General features: G+C 40.4%; 6 protein-coding genes. 2 read left to right on the top strand and 4 right to left on the bottom strand.

Annotation, left to right across the window (positions count from 1 at the left end; all coding sequences use genetic code 11):
• Nucleotides 1-420 precede the first annotated feature (420 nt).
• Nucleotides 421-612, bottom strand: coding sequence for a hypothetical protein (locus BLP81_RS11580; protein WP_093369010.1), 192 nt, complete (start codon nt 610-612; stop codon nt 421-423).
• A 336-nt stretch (nt 613-948) separates the two neighbouring features.
• Between BLP81_RS11580 and BLP81_RS11575 the strand changes: the two genes are divergently transcribed.
• The gene (locus BLP81_RS11575; protein ID WP_093369005.1) at nt 949-1,485 is read left to right on the top strand and encodes an EF-hand domain-containing protein; all 537 of its coding nucleotides are present in this window, start codon (nt 949-951) and stop codon (nt 1,483-1,485) included.
• A gap of 87 nt (nt 1,486-1,572) precedes the next feature.
• On the opposite strand, the gene BLP81_RS11570 is transcribed toward BLP81_RS11575, so the two are convergent.
• A complete protein-coding gene (locus BLP81_RS11570) occupies nt 1,573-3,702 on the bottom strand; it encodes a prolyl oligopeptidase family serine peptidase (protein ID WP_093369000.1) in 2,130 nt (709 codons plus the stop codon).
• 212 nt (nt 3,703-3,914) lie between these two features.
• Complete coding sequence (locus BLP81_RS11565; RefSeq protein WP_093368996.1) at nt 3,915-4,907, bottom strand: aspartate-semialdehyde dehydrogenase; 993 nt, start codon at nt 4,905-4,907, stop codon at nt 3,915-3,917.
• Between the two features lie 161 nt (nt 4,908-5,068).
• Between BLP81_RS11565 and BLP81_RS11560 the strand changes: the two genes are divergently transcribed.
• A complete protein-coding gene (locus tag BLP81_RS11560; protein WP_093368991.1) occupies nt 5,069-6,940 on the top strand; it encodes an ABC-F family ATP-binding cassette domain-containing protein in 1,872 nt (623 codons plus the stop codon).
• On the opposite strand, the gene BLP81_RS13680 is transcribed toward BLP81_RS11560, so the two are convergent.
• The gene (locus BLP81_RS13680) at nt 6,937-7,098 is read right to left on the bottom strand and encodes a FeoB-associated Cys-rich membrane protein (RefSeq protein ID WP_176752716.1); all 162 of its coding nucleotides are present in this window, start codon (nt 7,096-7,098) and stop codon (nt 6,937-6,939) included. The genes BLP81_RS11560 and BLP81_RS13680 overlap by 4 nt on opposite strands.
• Nucleotides 7,099-7,123: the final 25 nt, after the last annotated feature.

The raw sequence follows: 7,123 nt of genomic DNA, 5'->3' as shown, positions 1-7,123 counted from the left end.
TTCTTTCAGATATTATCAACAGAAAATAGACCCTGGTTCTCCCGAAGCATCGGGACTGGAGGCACCACCTTTTAAACCTCAACTTTAAGTAGTTGGGGTTTTTTTATGCGTAAAAATTTGTGTCACTGGTTCTAACGAAGCCTCGGGACTGGAGGCACCCCCTTTTAAACCTCAACTTTAAGTAGTTGGGTTTTTTTATGCGTAAAAATTCCTATCACTGGTTCTCACGCCTCGAAACTTCGGGATCGGGACTGTAGAACCCCTACTGCCAATAGTTCATCATTATAATTTCTAATAAAAGACACCAGAACATGTGTAGGGTTCCGATACTGAGTTAAGTGAACAGGCATAATACTCGATCTGTAACCAGGTTTCTTATAGCTTTACATTCTAAATATCTCCTTTTCTAAGCTGCCATGCCTATCTACGCCTTAGTAAAAGGCCCACAACAAGCACAATAACACTTATGATCACGGGCGTCCAGTTGGCAGAACTTACAGCGACCTCTAAGCCCAAAAGATTGAAGCTTTCTGAGTTTTCTAAGGCCCGAATGCCAAATACAATGGTTCCCAGTATTCCTGCTATCATTAAAATAGTTCCAAGTAATTTCATAGTTTCTAATATTAATGAATTGTTTAAGATAGGCTTAATATAGTGAATAGATAAACGAATTAGAATAAAAAACAACCCCAAAAACCAATATAAAAGAGTTCTTTTTTCACTTCAATGCCAAGTAGAATTAAAAGCACATACTCGACGGCCATTCGTATTTTTCGCTATCCCTAAATCAAAACATCAAATCCATACATCTATGCCATTCGAGGTATTTTAAGAATTATACTTTCTTAACACCTAAGGTTAAGGTCCCGTTAAACGCGAAATCCTGGGAAAGATATACTATCTGTTAAATTAAATTTGAGTATTGTTTAACCATATTAAACTCACATTATGAACACATTAAAAATAGTTTTAAGCGGTTTGCTTATATTAGGTACAACTGCAACGTTTGCACAGGAAAGTTTCGATGAATGGGATAAAGACGATGATTATCTTATTGAAAGAGAAGAATTCACTGAAAAATTTACCGATGAATTTTATTCTGCCTGGTCAGAAGATGCCGATCCACGAGGAATAGTCGAAGAGGGATTTTTTAGAGAATCTTTTGCCGGCTTAGACACCGATAATGATGGTTTTCTATCCGACGAAGAATGGCTAGTAGGATATAACTACTTTTACGATGACTATCTTGTATATGAAGAAGTAGGTTATATAGATATGGACGATGACGGCATGATAGATTACGATGAATATTATGACATCGTTTATGACACCGAATACTTTACAGATATAGATTTAGACGGTGACAATTATATCAGCGAATACGAACTTGCAAACTACGTATTCAATAACTGGGATTTCGATGAAAATGGCGTCTTAAGCAGATATGAATGGAATAGTTTTGAAAACTATTACTACGATATATAAGAATTAAATAAATCTTTAAATATTAAAAAGGGGTAAGCAACTCATTGCTTACCCCTTTTTTAATTAGGACTAGTTTCGCATTGTATTTTATAACTCCTCGTAGCCCATATTGTAAAACGTAAAGGCGAATATATCCGCATATTCCTGGATGATTTTAGACGTTGGCTTTCCAGCCCCATGTCCTGCATCGGTTTCGATACGTATTAAGGTTGGGTTATCTCCAGACTGCTTGCTTTGTAATTCAGCAGCAAATTTGAAACTGTGCGCAGGAACAACCCTGTCGTCATGGTCTCCGGTAGTGACTAAAGTTGCAGGATATTCTGTTCCTTCTTCAATGTTATGTAAAGGGGAGTAGCCTCTTAAGTATTCAAACATTTCAGGGTTATCTTCAGACGTTCCATAATCGTATGCCCAGCCTGCACCTGATGTGAAGGTATGGTAACGCAGCATGTCCAAAACACCCACCGCTGGTAAAGCCACCTGCATCAAGTCGGGTCTTTGGGTCATCGTAGCGCCTACCAAAAGACCACCGTTGGATCCGCCACGGATGGCTAACTTGTCTGATGAGGTATACTTTTCATCGATGAGGTATTCTGCCGCAGCAATAAAGTCATCAAACACATTTTGCTTTTTCATTTTGATTCCTGCATCATGCCATTCTTTTCCATATTCACCACCTCCTCGCAAGTTGGCTACAGCATAAATTCCGCCATTTTCCAGCCAGACCGTATTCGCCGTGCTAAAAGAGGGGGTTAAGGAAATATTGAAGCCTCCGTAACCATAAAGCATGGTCGGATGCGTACCATCCAGTTCTATTCCTTTTTTGTGCGTAATAATCATTGGTATTTGCGTACCGTCTTTGGAGGTGTAGAATACCTGATTGCTTACGTAATCCTCCGTATCAAAATCGATATCAGGCTTTTGATAGACTTCTGAAGTTCCTTTATTAGGCTCAAATTTATAAATGGTGCCAGGGGTTGTATAATTGGTGAAGGAGTAATACAGTACTTCTGCATCTTCCTTACCTCCGAAGCCTCCTACAGAACCTACTCCAGGCAGATCGATATCTCTTACAAGCTCACCTTTATAGTCAAATTGCTTTACCTGTGAAACGGCATCTACCATATATTCAGCAAAGAAGTAACCCGCTCCTGTAGACGGAGATAAAACATGCTCAGTCTCCGGTATAAAGTCTACCCAGTTTTCTGCCTGCGGTGCACCAGCACTCACCGTTACAATTTTCTTATTTGGCGCATCTTTATCGGTGACGATAAAAAGCTTGCTGCCCTCATTTTCTATAACATAGACGTCGCTGTCATACGTATCTATGATGTCAACAAATTCAGAATTTGGCTTTGTCAGATCCTTGATCATCAATCGATTTCCGGAGGTTGATTTGGATGCCGAAACAATCAGGTAACGATTGTCCTCCGTAACACTTCCGGATACATACCTGTGCTTTTCTTCCTCAGTTCCTCCATAGATCAATTGATCTTCACTTTGAGATGTACCCAGTTTATGATAGTAAAGTTTATGCTGATCTGTTTTTGCAGATAACTCGCTTCCTTCCGGCTTGTCGTAACTCGAGTAATAAAAGCCCTCCTTATCCTTCCAGGAAATACCGCTGAATTTCACATCCACAATCGTATCTCCTAGTTGTTCTTTGGTTTCTGCATCCAGAATTATAACCTTTCTCCAGTCGCTTCCCCCTTCAGAGATAGAATAGGCCAGCAGTTCACCATCTTCCGTAAAACTCATGCCTGCCATAGACGTGGTTCCATCCTCACTGAACGTATTAGGGTTCAAAAACACTTCTGCATCTTCAGGACTTTCATCATTCTTATAACGGTAGTAAACCGACTGATTTTGCAATCCGTCGTTTTTGGAAAAATACGTGTAATCCCCTCTTTTGAATGGCGCACTGATTTTTTCATAATTCCAAACCTTCGTTAATCTCTGTTTTAAGGAATCCCGGTAAGGAATGTCTTCGAGGTAACTAAACGTCAGGGCATTTTGTGCCTTCACCCACTCTTCGGTTTCATCACTGCGGTCATCTTCCAGCCAGCGGTAAGGGTCTCTCACTTCGGTGTCGAAATAGGCATCCACACTATCAACTTTTTTGGATTCTGGATATATCAATGTTTCTTGGTTTTTTTCGCCTTCGTTGCAAGAGGCCAGCAGGCAAACGGCAGCAACGGGCATGAGTATGTATTTCATTGGTTTAGATTTTAGACGTAAATATAAAGAAAGATCCTTACAATGTATTCAGATTTGTTTAATTCTGAACCTGCCTTCCAGGGAGGGCAAACAGGTTTAATGCTGCACATTTGAAACTTAGCGACAGGTAATCTTAAGCCCATTTGCCACTCACTAAAAAAACACCTTTTTGGATTCCCAAAAAGGTGTTTTTAAATTATCGACTTTATAACTTAGGCTTTAAAGCGCATGTTTAAAAGGTATTCAGCAATTTGTACCGCATTGGTTGCTGCGCCTTTTCTCAGGTTATCTGATACAATCCACATATTTAGCGCATTTTCTCTGGTGAAATCTCTTCGGATTCTGCCTATGAAGACATCGTTTTTACCCTGAGCATAAATGGGCATCGGGTAAGTATTGACTCCGGGGTTATCCTGAAGGGTTATCCCATCGGTTTCACTTAGGATTTTCTTCACGTCAGAAACTTCAAAGGCTTTTTTGAATTCGATATTAACCGATTCAGAATGTCCCCCGACCACGGGTATTCTCACCGCTGTAGCGGCCACTTTCACGCTATCATCCGATAAAATCTTTTTGGTTTCATTGGTTAGTTTCATCTCTTCCTTGGTGTAATCGTTTTCCAGGAACACATCACAGTGAGGGATTGCATTTTTATGAATCGGATACGGATAGGCCATTTCGCCAGTTTTTCCGGCGTATTCATTTTCCAGTTGCTGAACAGCTTTTACCCCGGTTCCTGTAATCGACTGGTAAGTCGAAATGACCACCCTGTCAATTTGGTAAGCGTTGTGCAGAGGCTGCAAGGCCATCACCAGTTGGATGGTGGAGCAGTTGGGGTTGGCAATGATCAAATCGTCTGCGGTAATTTCAGAAGCATTGATTTCAGGAACTACCAATTTCTTGGTGGAATCCATACGCCACGCCGATGAATTGTCGATGACGGTTGTACCTGCTTCGGCAAATTTTGGTGCCCATTCCAAAGACGTGTCCCCCCCGGCAGAAAACAAAGCGATTTCTGGTTTTCGTTTCACTGCGTCTGCTAAGCTTACCACCTTATACGACTTATCCTTATAAACGATGGACTTCCCTACCGACTTCTCCGAAGCCACAGGAATTAACTCGGTTAAAGGAAAATTACGCTCCCCAAGAATCTGGAGCATCACTTGGCCTACCATTCCGGTAGCGCCGACAACAGCTACTTTCATTTGAATTTGCTTTTAGTACGTTTTACAAGGCGGCAAAAATATGCCTTTTGAATGAAGTGATAGTCTCATTTTGAAATATTTATAGCAAATAGTTGTTCCATTATGATGAATTGAATTAGCTATTTCAAATGGACTTGAGTACTTTTGCAAAAAATATAACATTGAATTATCTATCGGTTGAAGAAGTCTCTAAATCATTTGGGACCCTCGAACTCTTCGAAAACTTATCATTTGGCATTAGCCAGGGTCAAAAAATAGCGCTTATTGCCAAAAACGGGACTGGAAAAACTACCTTACTCGACATTATAGCCGGGAAAGAAGCTCCGGACAGCGGACAGGTGGTATACAGAAAAGGCGTGAAGGTTGGATTTTTACCTCAGGAACCCGATTTGGAACCTACCTTGAGTATTGAAGAAACTATCCTTTCTTCTGATAATGAAATTCTCGGCATCATCAATGCTTACGAAAAGGCATTGCAAAATCCCGATGAAGCTGAAGCTTATCAAAAGGCTTTTGACCAGATGGAAGCCAAACAAGCCTGGGATTTTGAGACCACCTACCGTCAGATTCTTACCAAACTGAAACTGGACGACTTATCCAAGAAAGTAAGTGACTTGTCTGGCGGACAAAAAAAACGTTTGGCACTCGCCAACCTTTTACTCGGAAAACCAGATTTATTGATTCTCGATGAACCTACCAACCACCTGGATCTTGAAATGATTGAATGGCTGGAAGAATTCTTAAAAAGTGAAAACCTTACCTTGTTTATGGTTACTCACGACCGCTATTTTTTGGATAGGGTCTGTAATCATATCATAGAACTGGAAGACAAAACTTTATACAATTACAAAGGAAACTACAGCTACTATGTTGAAAAGCGAGCTGAACGCATTGAGGTAGAACAAACCACCACGGCTAAAGCAAAACAGCTCTACAAGAAAGAACTGGACTGGATGAGGCGTCAACCAAAGGCGAGAACCACCAAGTCCAAATCCAGAATTGAAAGCTTTGGCGACATCAAAGACAGAGCAAGCAAGCGAAGAGATGATCACCAGGTGGAACTGGAAATCAATATGGAGCGTTTGGGCTCCAAAGTTCTAGAAATGCACCATGTTTCTAAAGGTTTTGAAGACAATTACCTTTTCCAGGATTTCGATTACATCTTTAAGAAAAACGAACGCATCGGTATCATTGGGAAAAATGGAACCGGAAAATCTACCTTCCTGAATGTATTGACCGGCGGTTTGATTCCAGACCAGGGAAAAGTGGTTCATGGTGAAACGCTTAAGATTGGCTATTATACGCAGGGTGGTATTCAAGCCAAAGAAGGCCAGAAAGTCATCGAAGTGATTCGGGATTATGGAGACTACATTCCCTTAACCAAAGGGCGGCAAATTTCAGCGTCCCAGTTGCTGGAGAAATTTTTATTCGATCGCAAAAAACAATATGATTTTGTTGAAAAGCTAAGTGGTGGTGAGAAAAAGCGCTTGTATTTATGTACCGTTTTAATCCAAAATCCTAACTTTTTAATTCTCGATGAGCCTACCAACGATCTCGATATTGTAACCCTCAATGTGCTTGAAAATTTCCTTTTAGACTTCCCCGGCTGTCTTATTGTAGTGAGTCACGACCGATATTTTATGGATAAAATCGTGGATCACCTGTTTGTATTTGGTGAAGGTAAAATCACAGATTTCCCCGGAAACTATTCAGATTACAGAGATTTAAAGGCTTTGGAGCTGGAAGCTAAATACGAAGAAAGCAGCCAAACCTCTTCTGAAACCTCGACCAAATCCAAACCAAACACAGAGCCCAAAAACAAACTCAGCTTCAACGAGCAAAAGACCTATAAAAAGCTGGAAAAGGAAATCAATACCCTCGAAAAGAAAAAGGAAAAACTGGAGGCCGAATTCCTTAAAGACTTAAGTCCGGAAGAAATCAAAGAAAAGACCATGGCGCTTCAAAAAATCCAGGCCGAACTGGAAGATAAAACAGAACAGTGGTTTGAATTGTCTATGAAATTGGAGGCTTAAGCTTCCTCGTTTTCTTCTCTCTGCTTACGTTCTTTCTTACTGGCTTTTGAAATATAATAAATCACAAAACCCACCAGACTTACGATGACAAGTCCAAAAATAGCGGTCATGATAAAAGCCCCATTTGACCAATTGACGAAAAGTGTTTGTAGAAACATATCCAGATATTTTATGCAATTTTAC

The organism is Psychroflexus sediminis, from assembly GCF_900099815.1.
Taxonomy (GTDB): Bacteria; Bacteroidota; Bacteroidia; order Flavobacteriales; family Flavobacteriaceae; genus Psychroflexus; species Psychroflexus sediminis.
The sequence above is the reverse complement of the archived record's forward strand: the minus strand, read 5'-3'. Positions and strand labels throughout refer to the sequence as shown.

Coding starts and splice junctions, on each gene's coding strand:
- BLP81_RS11580 (WP_093369010.1), bottom strand. CDS start 612: ATGAAATTACTTGGAACTATTTTAATGATAGCAGGAATACTGGGAACC.
- BLP81_RS11575 (WP_093369005.1), top strand. CDS start 949: ATGAACACATTAAAAATAGTTTTAAGCGGTTTGCTTATATTAGGTACA.
- BLP81_RS11570 (WP_093369000.1), bottom strand. CDS start 3,702: ATGAAATACATACTCATGCCCGTTGCTGCCGTTTGCCTGCTGGCCTCT.
- BLP81_RS11565 (WP_093368996.1), bottom strand. CDS start 4,907: ATGAAAGTAGCTGTTGTCGGCGCTACCGGAATGGTAGGCCAAGTGATG.
- BLP81_RS13680 (WP_176752716.1), bottom strand. CDS start 7,098: ATGTTTCTACAAACACTTTTCGTCAATTGGTCAAATGGGGCTTTTATC.